The sequence below is a fragment of the Pseudomonas sp. AK181 genome, assembly GCF_051122975.1.
GTDB classification, from domain to species: Bacteria; Pseudomonadota; Gammaproteobacteria; order Pseudomonadales; family Pseudomonadaceae; genus Aquipseudomonas; species Aquipseudomonas lactis.
On the sequence record NZ_CP146348.1, the window covers coordinates 1256507 to 1273824 of the forward strand.

The 17318-nt window shown below is 59.0% G+C and carries 11 protein-coding genes; 5 read left to right on the forward strand and 6 right to left on the reverse strand.

Translation table 11 applies throughout. The annotated features are described in order from the left end of the window. Positions 1-18: 18 nt before the first annotated feature. From V8689_RS05900 to V8689_RS05915, 4 genes are read right to left on the reverse strand one after another with little or no spacing between them, the layout of a single operon-like run. Positions 19-1398 carry an ATP-binding protein gene (locus V8689_RS05900; protein WP_056790017.1) on the reverse strand — a complete coding sequence of 460 codons (1380 nt, stop codon included), beginning with the start codon at positions 1396-1398 and terminating at the stop codon, positions 19-21. Further along, on the reverse strand, positions 1395-3212 hold the full coding sequence (locus tag V8689_RS05905; protein ID WP_056790020.1) for a DAHL domain-containing protein: 1818 nt from the start codon (positions 3210-3212) through the stop codon (positions 1395-1397). The genes V8689_RS05900 and V8689_RS05905 overlap by 4 nt, the downstream gene beginning before the upstream one ends. Beyond that, complete coding sequence (locus tag V8689_RS05910; RefSeq protein ID WP_056790024.1) at positions 3209-4174, reverse strand: cytochrome-c peroxidase; 966 nt, start codon at positions 4172-4174, stop codon at positions 3209-3211. Before V8689_RS05910 ends, V8689_RS05905 begins: the two co-directional genes overlap by 4 nt. A 34-nt stretch (positions 4175-4208) precedes the next feature. After that, positions 4209-6083 (reverse strand): putative bifunctional diguanylate cyclase/phosphodiesterase, encoded by a 1875-nt coding sequence (locus V8689_RS05915; protein WP_056790027.1) that lies wholly within the window; start codon positions 6081-6083, stop codon positions 4209-4211. A 199-nt stretch (positions 6084-6282) separates the two neighbouring features. Between V8689_RS05915 and V8689_RS05920 the strand changes: the two genes are divergently transcribed. From V8689_RS05920 to V8689_RS05930, 3 genes are read left to right on the forward strand one after another with little or no spacing between them, the layout of a single operon-like run. Continuing rightward, a complete protein-coding gene (locus V8689_RS05920; protein WP_056790029.1) occupies positions 6283-7596 on the forward strand; it encodes an HD domain-containing phosphohydrolase in 1314 nt (437 codons plus the stop codon). Beyond that, positions 7593-8006, forward strand: a complete 414-nt coding sequence (locus tag V8689_RS05925; protein ID WP_056790031.1) for an NUDIX hydrolase — start codon at positions 7593-7595, stop codon at positions 8004-8006. The genes V8689_RS05920 and V8689_RS05925 overlap by 4 nt, the downstream gene beginning before the upstream one ends. Next, positions 8003-8503 carry a GNAT family N-acetyltransferase gene (locus tag V8689_RS05930; protein ID WP_056790035.1) on the forward strand — a complete coding sequence of 167 codons (501 nt, stop codon included), beginning with the start codon at positions 8003-8005 and terminating at the stop codon, positions 8501-8503. Before V8689_RS05925 ends, V8689_RS05930 begins: the two co-directional genes overlap by 4 nt. A gap of 112 nt (positions 8504-8615) precedes the next feature. Here the strand turns inward: V8689_RS05930 and metR are convergent, their stop codons facing one another. Both metR and V8689_RS05940 read right to left on the reverse strand, forming a co-directional pair. After that, a complete protein-coding gene (gene metR, locus V8689_RS05935; protein WP_003188924.1) occupies positions 8616-9533 on the reverse strand; it encodes a transcriptional regulator MetR in 918 nt (305 codons plus the stop codon). A 78-nt stretch (positions 9534-9611) separates the two neighbouring features. Beyond that, positions 9612-15221: a dermonecrotic toxin domain-containing protein gene (locus V8689_RS05940; RefSeq protein ID WP_056790038.1), complete on the reverse strand. Its 5610-nt coding sequence runs from the start codon at positions 15219-15221 to the stop codon at positions 9612-9614. A gap of 181 nt (positions 15222-15402) precedes the next feature. On the opposite strand from V8689_RS05940, the gene V8689_RS05945 reads away from it, so the two are divergent. After that, positions 15403-16422: an alpha/beta fold hydrolase gene (locus tag V8689_RS05945; RefSeq protein WP_034126527.1), complete on the forward strand. Its 1020-nt coding sequence runs from the start codon at positions 15403-15405 to the stop codon at positions 16420-16422. 54 nt (positions 16423-16476) lie between these two features. Then, entirely contained in the window at positions 16477-17130 is a 654-nt protein-coding gene (locus V8689_RS05950; protein ID WP_056790041.1) for a DsbA family oxidoreductase, read from the forward strand. Positions 17131-17318 lie beyond the last annotated feature (188 nt).

Below are 17318 nucleotides of genomic sequence, written 5' to 3' on the forward strand. Positions count from 1 at the left end.
ATGATTCGGCGGCGTGTCCTACGCCGCCGTCTGCCGAATCGGCAGTACCACCCGAAACTTCGTACCCTTGCCCAGCTCACTGCTGACGCTGATATCGCCACGGTGTTTCTTGACGATCCCGTAGGACAACGACAACCCCAACCCCGTACCTTCGCCCACTGGCTTGGTGGTAAAGAATGGGTCGAATATCTTCTGCACGGTTTCAGGCGCAATCCCACAGCCGTTGTCCGCCACTTCCAGCCATACGTGTTCGCCTTCCACCCCGTTGCTGATGGTAATGGTGCCGCGCTCAGGGCCCATGGCTTGTGCCGCGTTGATCACCAAGTTCATCACCACCTGATTGAGTTGGGAGGCCAGGCATTCGATTTCCGGCAGCGGCGCGTAGTGCTTGACCACATCGGCCTTGTACTTGAGTTCGCTGGCAACGATGTTCAGCGTCGAGTCGATGCCTTGCTGCAGGTTGGCAAATTGCCAGGTCTGGTCGTTATCCACCCGTGAGAAGTTCTTCAGATCCTTGACGATCTGCACCACACGCCCGATGCCATCCTTGGACTCGCGGATCAGGATCGGAATGTCCTCCTTGAGAAAATCCAGCTCCAGCTCGCTGCGCAAGGCCGTGAGTGGGTCGCGATATTCTGGCTCAGCAATATGCGCTTCGCTGCGCTGGTAAGCATCGAGCATCTGTTGCAACTGTTTGAAGTAGCCGTCGAGGGTGCTGAGGTTGGAGGAAATAAAGCCCACCGGGTTGTTGATCTCATGGGCGACGCCGGCCGCGAGTTGCCCCAGTGAGGCGAGTTTTTCCGACTGCACCAGTTGGCTTTCCAGGTGCTTGCGCTCTTCGATTTCCAGTTGCAGCGCTTGGGTGCGTTCTTCCACCAACCGCTCCAGTTGCGAGGTTTGCAGGGAGGCGCGGCGGGCCATGTCCCATTTGTTGGCCAGGGTGTTGGCCATTTGCTGGACTTCGATGTTGTCGAACGGTTTTTTCAGGATCAGCAGGCGGTCGTGGGCATGCAGGCGAAACAACAGGTCATCCCAGGAATAGTCCGAGTAGGCGGTGCACACCACCACTTGCAGGTCGGGGGCGACTTTCCACAGTTCTTCAATGGTTTTGGCGCCGTCCCAGCCCTGGGGCATGCGCATGTCGACGAAGGCCAAGGCATAGGGGCGCTGTTGCGCCATGGCGCTGGTCAGCAAGCCCAGGCCTTCCTCGCCGCCGTAAGCGCCGTGCAGCTCGAATGCTTGGGCTTGAGGTTTGGCCGCGTCGCCGAACAGTGCCGACTCCATCTCATCCAGCGCCTGGGTGGAGGCTTCGTCGGGCATCAGGATCTTGCGAAAGTCCTCATGAATGGACGGTGTGTCATCGATCAGCAGGATGCGCCGGTTGGGAGGTTGGTTCATGAGCTGCTTCCGGCAAGGGTCAGGGGGATGGTCAAGGTGAAGACGGCGCCGAGGCCCGGCCCGTCGCTGTGGGCGCTGAGTTGGCCGTTCATTTCCACGGCGGCCAGCGCGCAGCTGTGCAGGCCGAAGCCGTGGCCTTCCTTGCGTGTGGTAAAACCGTGGGTGAAGATGCGTGCCATGTTCTCAGGTGGTATGCCTTCGCCATCGTCCTTCACACTGATCTTCAGGGTCTCGTCGCCGACCGATTCCACCGCCAGGGTGATTTGCCGTGGCCGTTCAGACAGTTTGTCCATGGCGTATTTGGCGTTGCTGATCAGGTTGACCATGATCAGCAGCAATCGGTGCTTGTCCCCCAGGATCTCCGGCACCGGCGCGTACGCCTTCACGACAGTGACATGGTGACGGCTCAGCGCACCGGCGTTCATGCGCAGGGCGTCGTCCATCAAGGCGCTGATGTTGACCGGCTCCAGCAAGGTAGACGCGCCCGCATAGGATTGCTGGGTCGAGACGATGTCCTTGATGTGGTCCACGCTTTTGCTCAACTGCGCCAGCTCATCGCTCATGCCTTGCTGTTCGACGGCAATCGCTTCGACCAACTGGTTGAGATAGCCCGGCAGCAATTTGCCCTTTTCATCTTCAGTGAGGAAAGTGCCCAGGTCGCCCGGGTGGGCGTTAATCAGCTGCATGGCCTTGCCGAGGCCGAGCGCCTTGCTGGCGCGCAGTTTGCGGCTCACCAGGTCGGCAGAGATATTCACACTGTTGAGCACGTTACCGACGTTGTGCAACACATTGGTGGCGATCTCCGCCATGCCGGCCTGGCGGGCGCTGTCCATCAGCTCGCTCTGGGCATCCTTGAGCTGTTGCGTGCGCCGCTCCACCCGTTGCTCCAGGGTTTCGTTGGCGGCCTGCAACGCGCGGTTGACGCGGTTGATCTCGGCAAAACTGCGCAGCAGGCGCACCGCCAAGTAAAGCAATAACACCACCAGCAACGTCGAGAAGATCAGCAGGTAGCGATGGTATTGGTGGTCGATGAGGTCAGCGGCTTGCTGGTCTTGATCAAGGTGGGTGGTCAGGTCATCCAGGTGTTCGGCCACCGGCACGGCGGCAATTCGCTCGAGCAGGCTGTTGACCAGTGGCTGTTCGCGCAGGATCAGCGAAATATGATTGCTGAGAATCTCTACCGGTGCCTGGAACTCATTGGGCAGGCTCTGTTGGTTGATGGCCAGTTTGCCCAGGCCCACCAGGATATCGGCGGCACGTTCGTCGCTGGTGACCTGGGCGAACTCCAGGCTGCTGAGCAGCAGGTCGTAAGTGTCGGTGGCCACGCTTTGCAGTTGCAGCCGGCTTTCATCGGTCATGCTGTTGAATTGGGCCTGGATGTCATCTTCGGCCGTCGGCAAAAATGCCAATGAGTTACGCAGCACTGCGTTGTGGGATTTGAACTGGTCGACCAGCCGGGCTTTTTCCTCGATGGCCTTTAGATACGCCGCATGGCTGGCTTGCCAACCGGGCAGGTCGGCAGCGCTGTGGTAGGTGTTGCGGCTCTGCAGTTCAGCCCCGATTCGGGTCATTTCGGTCAGCGGTGTGACCAGAGGGTCGTAGTTGTGGGTAATCGCGATGCGGGCCTTCAGCACTTCGCTGTCCCACTGGGCGTTGAGCTGCTGGAGCTGGCGGATCAAGTCGCGCGACTGGGTATACGTGGCCGTCTGGTCGCGTGAAGACTTGAGGTACAAAAACACCAGGGTGGAGGCCAGAAACAGGGTGATAAGGCCTAGCAGGATTTGGCTGGTGTGTCGGCGTGACAAGGGTCTCATAGTGGCTTGCCCGCCCATTCGCCAGTCAGGGTCTTGAGAAACTGGATAATCAGGTCCTTGTCTTCCTGGGACGGGTTGCGCCCCAACTGGTACTTGAACATCACGTCAACCGCCTCTTCAAGTGTCTTGGCCGAGGCGTCGTGAAAGTACGGCGCAGTGACGGCCACATTGCGCAGGCTGGGCACCTTGAATACATGGCGGTCCTCTTCATCCTGGGTCAGCAGGTAGCGCCCCAGGTCCGATTCCAGTGGGTTGCCGCGGGCCTTGAAGTAGTCGCCCATCACGCCGAACTTCTGGAACATATTGCCGCCAATGTTCACGCCCTGGTGGCAGGCGATGCAGCCGTAGTCCTTGAAGCGTTGATAACCGTATTTTTCCTGGGTGGTCAGGATATCGGTGTCGCCGAGCAAGTATTGGTCAAACCGCGAGTTGGGTGTCAGCAGCGTGCGCTCGTAGGTGGCCAGGGCGTTTTGCACATTGGAGGCGGTGACGCCATCGGGGTAGGCCTGTTTGAACGCGTTCTGGTAAGCGGGCAGGGCGGAGAGGTTGCGCACCACGGTATTCCAGTCGCTGCCCATTTCCACCGGGCTGATCACCACCTGCTCGACCTGGGCCTCCAGCGTGTCCACCCGACCGTTCCAGAACTGTTTGAAGTTCAGGCTGGCGTTGAACACGGAAGGGGTATTGATCTGCACCGGCTTGCCGTCAAAACCAATGGAGAACGGCTTGTTGTCGGCGCCGCCGCTGGCCAGTTGGTGACAGCTGGCGCAGGACAAGGTGTTGTTGACCGACAAGCGCGGCTCATTGAACAGTTGGCGACCCAACTCAACCTTGGCCGGGTCCTGTACGGGAACCGCCGGCAAGGGCTTGAGCGCTTCGTTCAGCGGCGCGGCTGCGAGCGGTGCGGTGCCCAGGCATAACGCGAACATCAGGCCAGAACGGTGGTTTACGACATTGCTCAAGCGAGCACTCCTTGCAGGCCTAGGGCTATTTATTTTATTGATCGGGCATCAGTGTCGCGCTATCCGTTTGCAGCAACTGCACAAAATCTTTCGAAGGCAGCGCCTTGCTGAATAGAAAGCCCTGGCCCTCTTCACACCGCTGGGCTTTGAGGAAATTCAGTTGGTCGATGGTTTCCACGCCTTCGGCAATGATGTTCAGCTCCAGGCTCTTGCCCATGCCGATGATAGCGCTGATCAGCTGTTCGTCCTGGCTATTGATGCGCAGGCCGCGCACAAAGGATTGGTCGATCTTCAGTACATCGATGGGAAAGCGCCGCAGGTAGCTGAGGCTGGAGTAACCGGTGCCGAAATCGTCCAGGGCCAGGCGGATGCCCATGGCCTTGATCTTTTGCAGGGTCTCCACGGTTTCATCGACGTTCTGCATCAGCACGCTTTCGGTGATTTCCAGTTCCAGTTGGGTGGGCGGCAGGCCGGTGTCCGTGAGGATGGCGGCCAGGTTGTCGACGAAGTCCCGTTGGCGAAAGTCGATCGCCGAAATGTTCACCGACATGCGCAAGGGCGCCAGGCCCATCTCGCGCCAGGCTTGGGCTTGTGCGCAGGCTTGGCGCAGTACCCATTGGGTCAGGCGTACGATCAGGCCGCTGTCTTCGGCCACAGGAATAAAATCCGCTGGGCTGACCCAGCCCGACTGCGGTCGAAACCAGCGTGTCAGCGCTTCCGCGCCGACGATGCGCCCGGACTCCAGCGCCAGCTTGGGCTGGTAATGCAGCACAAACTCATCGCGGTCCAGCGCCTGGCGGATCGCGCTTTCCAGGTTTTGCTGGTGCTGGGCGCGCAGGTTCATGTCTTCGGTGTAAAAGCTGAAATCCCCCGGGCCGCGTTCTTTGCTGGTGCGCATCGCAGTTTCAGCGTGCTTGAGCAAGCCCACGGCGTTGTCGCTGTCATTGGGGTAAATACTGATGCCCAGGCTGGCGCTCACACTCAGGTCATGCCCGGCGACATGGCGAGTCGCGCAGACAGCATTGAGCACCTTTTGCGCAATGTGCTGGGTTTGCTGGGGATGCTGGATATCGTTGAGCAGCACCACGAACTCGTCGGAGCCATAACGAAACACCGAGTCCGAGGCCCGTATCGCCGCCACCAGGCTCAGGCTCACCTGCGCGAGCACCTCGTCGCCTGCCGGATAGCCCAGGGCGTTGTTGATGCGCTTGAAGCGGTCAAGCCCCAGAAACATCACCGCCAGTTGCGTGTCGTGCCGTCGGCTCAAGGCGATCGCCTGGGTCAGGCGGTCGCCCAGCAAGGTGCTGTTGGGCAACTCCGTCAGGGCGTCGTATTGCAATAAATGCGAGACCTTGAGCAGCTCCTGCACGCGTTCCTCGATGGTGCGCTCCAGGCTGATCACCTTGAGGGCCGCATCCTGGGCCAGTTGCCATTTCCAGGTCAGGGCGCTGGCCATCTGGCGGATTTCCAGGTGGTCGAAGGGCTTTTTCAGGATCAGTAGTTGGTCGTTGTATTTCAGACGCGCTTCGATGGCCTCGAAGGAGTAATCGGAATAGGCCGTACAGAGGGCGATTTGCAGGTTGGGGTCCACTTCCCACAACTGTTCGATGGTGTGCAGGCCGTCCCAGCCAGGGGGCATGCGCATGTCGATAAACACCATGGCGTAGGGCGAGTGGGCGTCCAGGGCTTTCTTGACCAGTGCCAAGGCTTCCTGGCCCTGGTAGGCGGAATCCAGGTCAAACGCCTGGCGCACCGGCGCCGTGGTACCGAACAGGGCGGACTCCAGAGTATCGAGGGAGGGCTCGCCGTGCTCGTCGGCACAGAGGATCTTGCGAAAATCCTGGTGGATCGAAGCGGTGTCGTCGACGATCAGGATGCGCCGGTTGGCCCGGCCCGATTCCGTCTTCATGGCGCACTCGGCACATGCAAAAGGCTTGATGGCATGACAATTCCTTCCCTGGTTCTACAACTGAACGGGGCGCGAGTATGCAATGCAGCATAGTTGAGTTCCCTTGATATCGACGGCCAGTTGGCGTCAAATCAATCGCGCTTTGTATTGCGCGGATTCAATTTAGCTTAACTTCGTTTAATTTGAAGGCAGAGTCGCCATGGATGAACAACTCGCTACGAAGTCCGCTGTTTTGCTGGTCGACGATGAAGAGTCGATCCTTAACAGCCTGCGCCGCCTGTTGCGCAGCCAGCCCTATGACGTGGTATTGGCCACCAGCGGCGCCCAGGCGCTGGAGATCATGGCGACCCGGCCCATCGATCTGGTGATGAGCGATGCGCGCATGCCCGGCATGGACGGCGCCACGCTGCTGGCCGAGGTCCACCGCCTGTATCCCGCCACCAGCCGCATCCTGCTCACCGGCTACGCCGACCTCACCACCATCATCAAGGCGATCAACGACGGGCAGATCCACCGCTACATCAGCAAACCCTGGAACGACGAGGAGTTGCAGCTGGTGTTGCAGCAAACCCTCGAGCATCAACGCCTTGAACGCCTGGCCCGAGACCAGACCGAGCAGCTCAAATTGCTCAACGCCACCCTGGAAAAACGCGTGGCGGCGCGTACCGCCGAATTGCAACAAACCGCCGACATGCTCGACCTGGCCTACGACGAGCTCAAGCGCAGCTACGTGACCGGCACCGAAGTGTTTTCGCTGCTGGCCAACCTGCGCTTGCCCAAGGACAAACAGACCAACCGCGCGCTGATCGAGTTGATCCGCGTGTACTGCGCCGCCCAGTCCATGGACGAAGCCAGCACCCGCGACCTGACCATGGCCGCCGCGCTGTACAACATCGGCAAGTTGAGCTGGACCGACAGCATGATGGTTGCACCCTCGGACAAGCTGCACAGCACCGACCGCGGCTTGTACCGTGAATATCCAGGGCAGAGCGAGTCGCTGCTGATGACCCTTGAACCGATGAAGGACGCGGCGCGGATCATTCGTCATCACCAGGAGCGCTGGGACGGCACGGGATTTCCCGACCACCTCAAGGGCGATACCATCCCGCCCGGTTCACGGCTGCTGAAGCTGGCGGTGGACTTTATCGAATTGCAAAAAGGCCTGATCCTGGAGCGCCACCTCAACAGCGACGAAGCGCTGTTGTATATCCGCAAGTACGCCGGGCGCCTGTATGACCCAGCGTTGGTGGAAGATTTTGTGCAAGCCTGCGCAACCTTCCTCAGCGACGTGACCCTGGGCGACCCTACAGTCAAAGTCCTCACCACCCGTGAGCTTGAGGCCGGTATGGTGCTGGCCCGCAACCTCAATGCCGATAACGGCATGCTGCTGCTCAATGCCGGCAAGGTGCTGAACTTGCCCCTGGTGGACAAATTGATCGCGTTCGAAGCGATGGAAGGCGCCAAGTACAGCGTATTTATCAAACAACCCGAAGAGACCTCGATTCTTTCATGAATGATTCAACCATCCGCATCGCCGCCGCCATCCTCATTGATCAAGCCGGCCAGACCCTGCTGGTGCGCAAGCGCGGCACCCAGGCGTTCATGCAACCTGGCGGCAAGATCGACGCGGGCGAACAACCCGTGCAAGCGTTGGCCCGTGAGCTGTATGAAGAGCTGAACTTGCACATCAAGGTCGAGGACGCCAGATACCTCGGCCAGTTCTCGGCGCCTGCCGCCAACGAACCGGGCTTTACCGTGCAGGCTGAGCTGTTCCAGGTGCAGATCGACGTTGCGGTCACACCAGCGGCGGAAATCGAAGAAATCCGCTGGATCGACCCCATGGGCGATGGCGGCCTGCCATTGGCGCCGCTGACCCGCGATACGATCCTGCCGCTTTACCGCGCTTCGCTGATCGACGCATGATCATTCGCCCGCTGGAGGCTCACGACGCGCCTGCTTACCGGGCGTTGATGCTGCAGGCCTATGGCGCTTATCCCCAGGCGTTCACCTCCAGCGTGGCCGAGCGTGCCTTGATGCCCCTGAGCTGGTGGGAAAAACGCCTCGACAGCCCGCTGGACCGGCTGTTTGGCGCCTTCGACGGCGATCAGTTGGCGGGTATTGTCGGCCTTGCATTCGAGCCACGGGAAAAGGCCCGGCACAAGGTCACCTTGTTCGGCATGTACGTGACCGAGGCTTATCAACAGCAGGGGCTTGGGCGGCAACTGGTGCACGCCGCACTGGAAGAAGCCCGCCGCCACCCACGCCTCAAACTGATCCAACTGACCGTCACCGCCGGCAATGACGCCGCCTTTGCGCTCTACCAGCGCTGCGGCTTCATTCAATACGGCCTCGAGCCACTGGCCGTGCGGGTAGGCCTGGAGTACTTCGACAAGATCCACATGTGGCGCGAGCTACGTTGATCGTTCCCACGCTCTGCGTGGGCACGCATCCTGTGACGCAGAGCGTCACCACTTGGACGCAGAGCGTCCTTGGCGGCATTCCCACGCAGAGCGTGGGAACGAGCGGGCCCGCTCAACGCACCGCGCTGACGCCATCCAACGTGGAGAACGAGGTGTCCTTGGCCGTCAGCAAGAAGTCGCGCATGTAGGGCGCATCCAGCATGTCGGCCCGAATGCCCGCATACAAGGTGGCGAACAAACCCTTCTCGCCCAACCGCTTGGCCTTCACATACCCGCGTGAGCTGTATTCATGCAGCGCCCAGTGGGGCATGCCGCATACCCCACGGCCGCTGGCCACCAGTTGCATCATCATCACCGTCAGCTCCGAGGTCCGCACCTGGGCCGGTTCAACGTCGGCCGGTTCAAGGAAGCGGGTGAAGATGTCCAGGCGGTCACGTTCCACCGGGTAAGTGATCAGGGTTTCGGTCAGCAGGTCTTCGGGCACGATGTAGGACTTGTTCGCCAGCGCGTGTTGGTTGGCCACCGCCAGCATGGCTTCGTAGGTGAACAGCGGCACGTAGGTGATGCCTGGCAGTTCAAGCGGGTCGGAAGTCACCACCAGGTCCAGGTCACCACGGGCCAGGGCCGGCAGCGGCGCGAAGGCAAAGCCCGAGGCCAGGTCCAACTCGACTTCCGGCCAGGCATCGCGGAACTGGTCGATGGTCGGCATCAGCCACTGGAAACAGCTGTGGCATTCGATCGCCATGTGCAAGCGCCCGGCGGTGCCGCCGGCCAGGCGCGCAATATCGCGCTCGGCACCGCGCAGCAATGGCAGAGTGGCGTCGGCCAATTGCAGCAGTCGCAGGCCGGCGCTGGTGAAGCGCACCGGTTTTGTCTTGCGCACGAACAGCGGCATGCCCAGGCGCTCTTCCAGCTCTTTGAACTGGTGGGAGAGGGCCGACTGGGTCAAGTGCAGGCGCTCGGCGGCCTCTACCAGGCTATCGGCTTCGCGCAGGGCGTGCAGGGTCTTGAGATGGCGAATTTCCAGCACGGCGGCCTCCATGAATGAGTTTTGTGCTTTATGATAAATCATTGAAAAACATTCATGTTGGCCGTTGCGCTATTTAAGCTAGCCCAGGGCCTCGAAGTGTTTTTTTGCAAAGACCTTATCGATATTGCCGCGCCAGATTTTCAAGTCGGCGAATGTTACACCTCGTCCATCCATTTTCATTTGCCAGTGCAGGCCCTGATACTGCTGCTCAGGAATTTTCAGATGCGCCTTGGCAAAAGTGTCGAACGCTGAGTCGGCCTTTATGTAGTGAAAGTGGGCGAACCAGATCGGTTCGTTTTTCGGCTTGGTTGTGTCGTGAATAGCATATTCCTGCAAGTAGTCGGTTTCTCCGTCGGGGCGTTTTTGTTTCAGCTTGCGGCGGATACCGACTTTGCGGATCTCCACGCGGTTCATTTCCTTCAGGTAGTCCAGATAGCCCTCAGTCGGTGTCTTGCTGGCCAACGTGCGCTCAATACGCAGGGCTTGTCCGGCAGGTCTGAGGGGCGTTGCCCGGGCGCGCAGTTGTTCGATCAGCGGGTGATTGGGAGATAGGCCTTGCAGCTGGTTGGCTCGAGATTCCAATGCCTGGGCTTCACTCTGTAGCATGTGCTCAAGGCTGATTGGCTCCATTGTTTTGTAAGAGCGGACCGTTTTTTCGACGGCATCCACTGCGGCTAAGCGGGCTTGGGCCTCGGTCACCAGGGTGGGAAGGTTACCAGGCAGCGTCGGAGGCTGGGCTCTGGGCAGGCTCTGTTCGGTGCGCAGGCGGTACCGTTGGTTGTTGGGGTTTTGCTCCCACACTTCGACAGGTTTTCCCTCGCTGTCCGTGACGATGAATTGCCTCGGTGATTGCTGCTGTGCAGGTTTTTCAGTGCCCACGAGAATCTGGCCATCCTCGGTTTCAAAGATGGCTTTGGTGTGCTGTGGCTGGGGTTGTGCGTGGGCCTTTTTTATACCCGTGCGGGCCCGTTCTATAAGTTGGGGCATGGCGTCCAGCATTTGTGAAACATAGGTCGCGTCGAAGTGGCTCGGTGACATGGCGTTCCAGGTCGTCAGATCGAGGTGGAACTGCTCATACACCTCGAGGGTATTGTTTAATACCTGGTTGCGCTGGGCTCTACTGATGTTGGCTTCGGGAAGATCCCGATGAGAGGTGATGGTGCGATACAGTTTCTTGATGGCAGGGTTCAGCAACCGTTCTTGATAGATCCAGCTAATGTTCAAGGGCTGGCGCTCACCCTGTAGCAGATCCAACAAAAGTTCGGCCTGCGTTGTCTGCACGCGGTGCAAGGTAAAGTTTTTCTGAAGCGGCGATGCGGCTTCGTTAAAGACCTGCTTGTGGGGCGAAAGGGTTATGCGTTTGCCCCAGGTTTCCATATTGTTGAGCGCGATTTCCAGCTGTTTTAACTCACTGAGCATGTCGACCCGACACGCTTTGAGCGCTTTCTGAGCGCTCAGGTATTCAGCCCCGAGAGGGGGCTTTGCCTTCATGAGTTCTGTCAAGGCAATAAAGTCCTCTCGCAAGCCAGCCAACCTTCGTTGAACGTTCATTCCCAACTGTGCGTATCGAGTGCCCACGACCATTGCGGTCCAGTCTTTGGTTTTGGCGAGAATTTGGTTCAAGGTACCGCCTTGAAGCTGTGCGGTTGTTTCAAATGACGCGAATAACTGCTTGCCGCTTTCGACGTCTTCGATCAGGAGTCGATCCAAGTCCTTGGTCGCTCGGTGCTTGGATGTCGTGCCTGTCGTGGTTGAGGTCCGAAATTGGTTGTCCAGGTCCGACGCTTTAAGGTTGTTGCGTTGTGCTTGTTCAGTGAGTGTTTTAGCGTGCAGGCCAATATTGTTGATTATTGTCTGGCGTTCCGTCTGTACGGTGGCTATCGCTGACGGGGTCTGCTGCTCTACGGCGGCTGGCCTGCTCGAACCTGCGCGCGGTGTTCCCCGTCCTCGCCGACTGCCGCCACCATATCCGGTGAGATGGCCGCCATGCAGCGCCGAATAAATGTTCCACTGCTGCGTTTCATCAAAGGCGATGACCGGTGAGTAGAGTTTTCCCTTGGCGACCAGACGCATTTCATGGGCCGTCGGTTCATACCTCACTTTGAAGTGACGTCCACCGTCTGCAATGAAATGCTCACCGGAGATATGCCGCAGGGTGTGGCGATAAGGCCCGCTCTGCACCGCTTGCAGGCTGCCGACCTCAACGGGTTGATCGAATTCGTAGCCGGCAAAACGATGAGCGGTGGTTGTCATCTGCCGTGATTTCAGGTTTCGCCAGAAGGCAGGGCGCCAGGTGTGTTTGAGCTGATGCTGGCGGGTGAGCGTGCGTGCGGTGGAGGGGCGGGTCGCAGGCAGCGCGCCAAATGTCGCGGCGTCCATGCCCGCATACACCAGGCTGTCGAACACTGAGGCCAGTTGCTCAATGCCGTGGTGCACGTCTCCTTTTCTGAAGGCATCGACGCTCGCATACAAGCTAGTGACGGCATCGGCCAGGGAAACTGCGGTGCCGATCAGCGGAATAAAACCCAGCGCGATTTTGATGCCGTTGAGCAAAACGCCTGTTTTGAGCGCGTATTTTTCATCCGCCAAGTCTTCGTTGGAGCGGGCGTCATTTCGATTACTCTCAATCAGGCGGCCCATGTGGGCATCCAACTGATGCGCTGCCAGGGAGGTGGTAGCAGGCCAGGGGAAGCCGACACCGATGATGGCGTTATAGTTTTTGGTTGTGGCTTGGTCGATACGGTTGATGTGAGACTGGACTTCTCCTGTCAACGCACGGCTTGCCACGTATTTGACCAGAGTGTCGGTCTGGCATAGATCAAACAGTTTTTTACGCGCGAGCTCCAGGCTGTCGAAGCGCCGCAAGCATTGATCGTCCGGCGCATCGGGCAAGTAAAGTAAGGTCATCCCGGAGGTTTTTTCCTGAATGAAGCTGATGCCTGAGAGGGTCACTGCGCCATAGCGGTTATTGTCGCTGTCGTCTACCAGTGTTGCCGGCAGCAGAGCAATACGTTTGGTGCCGATTGCCCAGGCTTCAGGCGTATTGGCGTCGATTGCAGCCTCCCACACCTGCAGTTCGTCGGCGTTGATATGCTTTTGCATGAACGCCATCTGGCCTTGAATCTGGAGCATCAAGCGCAGCGGTTCGGTCAGGCATTCGCGGCGGTGGCTCAGTTGGAACGTCGTCCCCTGGGTGGTGCCCCTGAATGCCTGGTAGATCCGCGTTTCATAGGCTTTTGCCAAGTTAAGGTCGCGGACCATCTTGATCAGGTAGGCAGCGTTGATGCCTGCCTTGAGCCGGTTGAGCTCAGCGGTGTCGTCAGCCGTCACGTCCAGGGTCAGGTAGTGCAGCCGCTTACCCATGCTGTTGTCGATGTTCCTCAAAGCCAGTTCATCAACAGATATCTTGCTGCGTTTCCGGCTGGGTGCGGTGGTTACCTTGACTGCGGTTCCACCCACTCCGCTGCCGCCGGTTACGGGATCTTGGATATCTCTTGTCGAATCAGGTAGATCCAGTTGTACGGTAAAACCTTTAGTGATGGAGAAGTCTGTGCGCAAGCGTGAATCTATCTTGAGTCTGACGAACGTATCGCGTGAGGGCAGGGATTGAGTGATCAGCGTGTGGGCACGCTCGAGCGCGGGGATGTAAGCCTTGAGCCGAGTGTTGAGTCTTTCCCGCTGCTCCTCTGTTTGCGTGACCAGCCAGGTCGGCAGCTTGTCCGCCAGGTGGCTGCTGTTGTTCTGTTCAACTATCTCCAAAAAAGCCGCTTCACGGGCGCCGTGTTCGGGCACCAGGAGCTTTTCGAGGGTTTCTTCGCGTAACTTCTCAAGGCTTGCAGCCAGTTTTTCGGCATCGTCCAGTGTGGCATAGGTCGAGCGCAACTGCGCCGCGCGCTCCTCGAAATCGACTTGCTGAACGCTGAGGCTGTGTTCGAAGGGGTTGCCGGTCAGTTCCTTGAGCACCAAAGCCAGTTGCTTGTCCTGCGGGGAAATGTTGAACAGAGCTTCTTGCAAGGCTTGCAGGGACGCAAAGCGTTGCAGGGCTCCGCCTGTGCCCGGCCAGTAAACCAAGTAACTGGCGGCGGATGAGGCAGGCGATTTCAAGGCAGGTGCGGCAGTGAACACCAGCGGCCCTTTGAGCTCGCTCTCAGTGATCTTTTTCGTGGCGTTGGTATGTTCGGTGACCGAGAGGTGCATCGAATAAGCCGCTACTTCGATAAGGCGGTCTTCGGTCACGGGCGAATCAAGAATGACCTCCAGCAGTTTCAGTTCATCGGAGCTGATCTGGTTAAGCACCTGCTGAATCTGCGCTTCGATTCTCAACCCCGCCACCCGTGCATTGTAAAGGGCGGTGAATTGAGGGTTCAGGGTCGCTAAGTCCCAGGTGCGCCTTTGCAGCATGAGGCGTGCCGCGACGGCCGACGCTTGCTGTTGTGCTCGCAACTCGTCGAGTTTCTGTTTGAACTGCAGCAGGCGCGTGGTCCGGTTGGCTGCCGGGGAGCCTTCGCCTAGCAGTGCATCCAGAGCATTGTGTTGTTGCCGTACTCGCGCTTGGCGTTGGCTCAATGGCAGGCTGGAGTAGAGCAGGCCGAATTGCGCGAGTGTGTCTTCCTCAGGTGCGGGTGGCCTCGGCGGTTCAGGCGCCAGGACAAATAACGATTGGCTCTGGCGCTGTTTATCAAACGCTTCGATTGGATATCGCGCCATGTTGGCATTTTCGATTTCGATACCCGGGACGGGGTTGATTGCCTCGCGATATTGGGCATCGGCCAATAGATTGAGCCAGTCGTTGATACCGGTTTCCAGGAGGTTGGTCTTGAGGCGGTAGTCAATGGTGGCCAGGGGATCGGAGCTTGAGGTCGAAAACAAAACCTGCTGCTGATCGATCAACCAGCTTTCCAGGTCGGTACGTTTGGCGAACGTGCGCCACGTCGGGTATTGGGTGGGTAAGTACAACAATTGGCTGACCGGCTGGTCGGTATCGAGGGTTAACACCCATGATCCAGGCAAGAGAAGCGCATCAGCAGCGGGGCGCTTGAGCACGATTTGTTCGGTGAAAACCCTGTCGGCCCCAGGCTCTGCCAGGAGGGGATCGGTAATGGCGAACATGGGGTTGAGCGCTGTAGCGCTTACCGAACCTTGGGCCAGCAGTGCCTCGCCTGAGGCCTCGAAGTGGATTTTGTAAAGTTCGGTGGCCCTTGTACGGCATGACACCGGTTGATTGGGCGCCCGGTTGTTCAAAAAGTGCCGGGTCCAGGCGTCCTTGATTGCCTGCTCCAGATCCAGCCCTTTGAGTTCATCCAGCAACATGGGCACCGTATACCCAGAAAGCCGATGGTTGTCCGGTAGATAGAGGAGTTCGCCTCGAGGCACTTGGGTCGTATCCAGGGAGGGATGCTGTTGCATGAAAAGGCAAGCGTCGTTTATGGAGAGGATGCTTGAGCCGCGCGTTTCGGTGGCAGGGAACTTGAGTCCGGTACGCTCGCCGTCCAGTTCTAACTGCTCCTGGAGCATTTGGTTGACCACCGTGCGCACCGATGGTGTGCCTGCCATCAGCTCGCGCATATCCTTGCAGCAGTCTTGCCAGCGCTGTGTGGCGTCCAGCAGCAGATTTTCGTCGATGCTCGCGGGCAAAAGCAGGGGAGATAATCCGTAATCGTACAGATTGAGGTCTGAACTGTTGGTCATGGTGCTGGCTCATTGTTTTAAAAAGAAGATTAGAGAGCAGTCGCCATGACCCATGGCGGGATATAAATAGTGGACGACCGTTGAGCGGCGTTCATTAAACTGTCACGCAACTGTGGCAGCGCGCTTGAACAAACTTCATCAGACTCGCGCTCTACTGGGGTTCTGCGTTTTGGTGTTTTTCATGCGTGCGTTGTTTTTAGTGGCCGCTCTCCTGTTCGGCCTGCCGTCTTTTGCGGCTTCTCGATGTGATGTCAATGTCCCGACCCAAACGGTCGACCTGGCTCAGGTGAGCATCGCCTATCAAAGTATCGGCCGTGCGTCCGACCCTGCGTTGCTGCTGGTGATGGGCCTGGGGGGCCAGTTGATTCACTGGCCGGATGAAGTGGTGGTTGCCCTGTGCGAGCAAGGCTTTCGGGTGATCCGCTACGACAACCGTGATGTCGGCCTGTCCACCTGGCGGCAGGCGCCGGCGAGCGCCAACCTGACCTTTGAAGTGCTGCGCTACAAGCTCGGCCTGCCGGTGGCGGCCCCTTATACCTTGACCGATATGGCCGACGACGCCCTGGGGTTGATGGATGCGTTGCAGGTGCAGCAGTTTCACGTACTTGGCGCGAGTATGGGCGGCATGATCGCTCAACACCTGGCGGCCATGGCGCCGCAGCGCGTGGAAAGCCTGACCCTGATCATGACCAGCTCCGGCGCCGAGGGCCTGCCCGCGCCGAACGCGGCGCTGGTGCAATTGCTGTCGCGGCGCAGCGCGCCCAACCGTGAGGTGGCGCTGGAGCAACAGGCGGATTTGCTCGCGGCGTTGGGCAGCCCGGATATCAAGGATGATCGCCAGGCGTTGCTGCACCAGGCGGCGCTGTCCTATGACCGCGCCTTCAACCCCGAAGGCGTGAAGCGCCAGATCATGGCGATCCTGGCCGAGCCAAGCCGTGTGCCCTTGCTCAACCAACTGCGCGTGCCTGCGCTGGTGGTGCATGGCACCGCCGACCCTTTGCTGCCGGTGATGCACGGCGTGCACCTGGCCGCGCATATCCAGGGCAGCCAGTTGAAGTTGATTCCCGGCCTGGCCCATCGTTTTCAGGAAGCGTTCAAGGCGCCCTTGCTGGCGGCGGTATTGCCCTACCTGCAAGCCCATCGCCAGGATGCCGCGCACTGGGCGCAGATCGATTTGAGCGAGCCTTCGAAGGTGCTGTGAAGGTGGTGTATCGTGCAACCTTTATGCGCATGATTGCCCGCGAGGTTGCCCACCATGAGTACTCCCCTGAAAATCGATTTCGTCAGCGACGTGTCCTGCCCCTGGTGCATCATCGGCCTGCGCGGCTTGACCGAAGCCCTCGACCAGCTTGGCAGCGACGTGCAGGCCGAGATTCATTTTCAACCGTTCGAACTGAACCCGAACATGCCGGCCGAAGGTCAGAACATCGTCGAGCACATTACCGAAAAGTACGGCTCCACGGCTGAAGAGTCCCAGGCTAATCGTGCGCGTATCCGTGACATGGGCGCCGCGTTGGGCTTTGCGTTCCGTACCGATGGTCAGAGCCGTATCTACAACACCTTTGACGCGCACCGCCTGTTGCACTGGGCCGGGTTGGAAGGTTTGCAGTACAACCTTAAGGAAGCGCTGTTCAAGGCGTATTTCAGTGATGGCCAGGACCCTTCCGACCACGCGACCCTGGCGATCATCGCCGAAAGTGTTGGCCTGGACCTTGCGCGCGCCGCCGAGATTCTTGCCAGCGATGAATACGCCGCCGAGGTCCGTGAGCAGGAACAGCTGTGGGTTTCTCGTGGGGTGAGTTCGGTGCCGACAATTGTCTTCAATGACCAATATGCGGTGAGCGGTGGGCAGCCGGCTGAAGCCTTCGTCGGTGCGATTCGCCAGATCATCAACGAATCGAAATCCTGAGGCCGAGCACGGAGCAAAATGTGTGTGGCTGTCAGTTGCAAATGAGGTGGCTGACATACCGCCATCGCAGCATAGGTATCTACACAACTTTGGTGTGACGCTGGACCTGTGGCGAGGGAGCTTGCTCCCGTGACGGACTGACAGCCGACACTTCTCTACCTGACACCCCACAATCCAACTGTGGGAGC

Excerpts from the sequence above, each read along its gene's own strand:
- V8689_RS05900 (WP_056790017.1), bottom strand. The coding sequence starts at position 1,398 with ATGAACCAACCTCCCAACCGGCGCATCCTGCTGATCGATGACACACCG.
- V8689_RS05905 (WP_056790020.1), bottom strand. The coding sequence starts at position 3,212 with ATGAGACCCTTGTCACGCCGACACACCAGCCAAATCCTGCTAGGCCTT.
- V8689_RS05915 (WP_056790027.1), bottom strand. The coding sequence starts at position 6,083 with ATGAAGACGGAATCGGGCCGGGCCAACCGGCGCATCCTGATCGTCGAC.
- V8689_RS05920 (WP_056790029.1), top strand. The coding sequence starts at position 6,283 with ATGGATGAACAACTCGCTACGAAGTCCGCTGTTTTGCTGGTCGACGAT.
- V8689_RS05925 (WP_056790031.1), top strand. The coding sequence starts at position 7,593 with ATGAATGATTCAACCATCCGCATCGCCGCCGCCATCCTCATTGATCAA.
- V8689_RS05930 (WP_056790035.1), top strand. The coding sequence starts at position 8,003 with ATGATCATTCGCCCGCTGGAGGCTCACGACGCGCCTGCTTACCGGGCG.
- V8689_RS05940 (WP_056790038.1), bottom strand. The coding sequence starts at position 15,221 with ATGACCAACAGTTCAGACCTCAATCTGTACGATTACGGATTATCTCCC.
- V8689_RS05945 (WP_034126527.1), top strand. The coding sequence starts at position 15,403 with ATGCGTGCGTTGTTTTTAGTGGCCGCTCTCCTGTTCGGCCTGCCGTCT.
- V8689_RS05950 (WP_056790041.1), top strand. The coding sequence starts at position 16,477 with ATGAGTACTCCCCTGAAAATCGATTTCGTCAGCGACGTGTCCTGCCCC.